A 2861-nucleotide genomic window follows, 5' to 3' on the forward strand; every position below is an offset into this window, starting at 1 on the left:
CCCATTTTTGCCTCTACCGTCTCGCGGCGAAACACGCCCATCTTGCCCCGATACTGGATCACCCCTTTCCCTGCTAAACCGGTCTTTAATGCCCCAGTTCTAGCGACCAGCCGAAGGCTATAGGGCGCGGCTGGTAACTGCCTAATCCTCCTGTCGTAGACAAGCCCATGCCAAGCTCTTACGCCTTGTCAGTGCGTCTTTTCGGGCTGTTGCTGTTCAGGCCCCCCGGGTAGTAATACGGGGGGAATTCCTCCTCTTACCCTTTGCCTTTCTTTTGGGGATCTTTTCCTTGAGTCCTCCATGGTGGGGCCATACGGGCAACCTCTCGGCCTAGTCCCACTCGGGCGAGTGTTTAGAGCAGGGGCCCTCACACTAAAGCGCGGGGGGGCGCAGCCTCCAGCTTTCGCGGCGCAACGCGCCGACATATGGCTTTTCTATCAACCCAGCAAAACCGGCTTGGATCCAACGCTTCAGATGTGCTATCAAAAACACGTCGCCGGCGCGCTTCCTGGATAATCATTTGCTATCACAAATGCGCCTCGATGTTTACCAGGCAAACGCCTTTTGCTATCATTTAAGCGTGAGGTATTGGTGCCTATCAATGGAGTGACGTCAGATGAGTTTTAAAGAAGTGGCTCGCCAGGGGGATTGCGCATGATCCTTACACTGCGACTAACCTCGGATGAGGATCAAGTTGTTGAGCAGCTGAAGCATGCTACTGGCCAGAGTGCTGCTTCCAAAGCCGTGATGATGGCCGCTGGTTCGTTTGTCCATCTAGGCCAGACCGTTGAGCGGCAGCGTGTCGAGCTGGAGACTCTTCGCCGTGAATTTGCAGAGTATCGGCAGGTCGTTGAGCGGTACAAAGCAGCTAGGCAGGATTTCGATCTCCTGTAGCAAAATGTATCTTCCTGGACAAACTTGGTGCGCTTTTTTGCTATCACTTCAGGGCGTAGCACTGTTTGCTGATGCCGATATATGTACTTATCGGCATCAAACAACCAAGGGGCCTTCCGGCCCCTTACTCATGCCCCTAAGCCTGACCGCGCATAATGCCATGTTTTGTTAAATGCCCATCCGAAACCGGCCGATAAGCCAGCCCACGCAATTTTGCTGGTTTATCAGGTATTTACTTGGATGGAACGAGAGTTGACCAAAAACTTCATATTTCGCTGGTTTGAATGCGGCTTTTCAGTTGAAGAGGTGGCAAATCTATGTTTCGTTTCTGTGAGGCAGGTCACATATTGGGATAAGGGCAAAGAGATCCCACCTGTCTATAAACGGCTAATGCGTATGGCTTCCGGTAGAGAGTTGCCCACTATCTGGAAGCACTGGGAAGGCTGGAGGATGGCGAATGATTGCCTTGTGTCACCAACTGGCGTGAGGTTCGATAGACGAAGGATCGAAGCCCTGGCCATCATCCAGGTGGAACGATCAGAACGGCAGATGACAGCCTTCTACTGGAGGAAAAAACTTGGCGTGATGTGATGTTTGGGGGCGGAGGCCCCCATTTTGTTGAGTTGATAGAACAGTCATATGTCGGCGCGTTGCGCCGCGAAAGCTGGAGGCTGCGCCCCCCGCGCTTTAGTATAAGGGCCCCTGCTCTAAACACTCGCCCGAGTGGGCCTAGGCCGAGAGGTTGCCCGTATGGCCCTACCATCGAGGATAGAAGGGTTCCGAGAGGGTAGGGGATGGGGTAGAATTCCCCCCGTATTACTACACGGGGGGAGGGCAGCACGCGAATGACAAGAACATCAGGAAATATACTGACTCAACAGTGGCACTAAAGACAAATAGAAAAAGTAAATTAATGAAAAAGCACCTAACAATCCAAAAAAAACCGTAGGAACAAATGCGAAAATCCACAATCGATTAGTAACAATATTACATGACTCGGCATGACTCTTTATTTTCGATACAACGTCATCAGTATCCTTAAGATCCCTAAAAACCCTAGAGTATTTAACACCCACATAAGCCATCTTTAAAACCTCGTGAAAAACAAAAAAAACAAGAGATAAAGCAATACAAAAGCCTGATAAAACCAACCCCAGCGGAATTATATATTCCTTTAGAGTAGATAAAAGACCAAACAAACCAGCGTATCCGGCCAAAATTATTACATTGGTATAAGTCGCAGCCGCAGACCATGCCTCAGAATATATTGTCGTCATTTCAGAAATGTACTTTTCTCGCTCAACCCTTTCACGTTCTTTACATATGTCATTAAGCTGGTCCTGGATGTTACTTTGATTATCAGCCAATACAGAAACAACATTAGCTATCTGCGAAAGATTCTTATCCACAATAATATTCCACATTAAAATAAAAGTAGCATTCTACATATTATTTGGCCTATAGGTACAGTGTTGCGCTAATGCGTTTGCCTCCCTCAGTGTCGGAAAGCCTTAAAAGCCGGTTTTGCAGGGAAGGGGGTAATCCAGTCTCGGGGCTATATCAGCGTGTTCCGCCGCGAAACTGTAGGGGCCAAATTAGCATAGAGGGGCGGCTTGTAGGGGCTACCGCCCCCATCCTTTGGAACCTTAACATCTGTATTTAACATAAGAAACCGAGTGGCGCGGTTATGCTTTTATACCCGTTCACCCTTATAACCATGACCGGTCATCCGATGGTGCATTTTTGGCATCGCCGCCAGCAAAGAGGGCAGCATTGTATTTCCGGCGCAGGGCGTCACCCTCTGGATCGCAATACACGTCTACCGGCTGGCCCTGGTATCTCACTACCGCATGGCAGGCGCTCATTGCAACCACACGAGCGAGTTCGTCCGGCCAGTCATCACTATGAAGGGCCTGCACGTCATCGCCCTTGCGAAGAGAAAAGCAATAATCGACCCGAAATGATCC

3 protein-coding genes and 1 pseudogene are annotated in these 2861 nt (G+C 49.7%); 2 read left to right on the plus strand and 2 right to left on the minus strand.

The window, feature by feature from the left end; translation table 11 throughout:
* Positions 1 to 654: 654 nt before the first annotated feature.
* On the plus strand, positions 655 to 894 hold the full coding sequence (locus GWQ22_RS21130; RefSeq protein ID WP_275931579.1) for a hypothetical protein: 240 nt from the start codon (positions 655 to 657) through the stop codon (positions 892 to 894).
* Between the two features lie 240 nt (positions 895 to 1134).
* Positions 1135 to 1485 (plus strand): DUF3653 domain-containing protein, encoded by a 351-nt coding sequence (locus GWQ22_RS21135; RefSeq protein ID WP_275931580.1) that lies wholly within the window; start codon positions 1135 to 1137, stop codon positions 1483 to 1485.
* A 266-nt stretch (positions 1486 to 1751) separates the two neighbouring features.
* Here GWQ22_RS21135 and GWQ22_RS21140 read toward each other — a convergent pair whose 3' ends face one another.
* Both GWQ22_RS21140 and GWQ22_RS21145 read right to left on the minus strand, forming a co-directional pair.
* The gene (locus tag GWQ22_RS21140; RefSeq protein ID WP_275931581.1) at positions 1752 to 2303 is read right to left on the minus strand and encodes a hypothetical protein; all 552 of its coding nucleotides are present in this window, start codon (positions 2301 to 2303) and stop codon (positions 1752 to 1754) included.
* A 300-nt stretch (positions 2304 to 2603) separates the two neighbouring features.
* A pseudogene (locus GWQ22_RS21145) lies at positions 2604 to 2861 on the minus strand (zona occludens toxin); the annotation flags it as partial.

The organism is Aeromonas sp. 1HA1, assembly GCF_029237385.1.
In the GTDB taxonomy this organism is placed as follows: Bacteria; Pseudomonadota; Gammaproteobacteria; order Enterobacterales; family Aeromonadaceae; genus Aeromonas; species Aeromonas popoffii.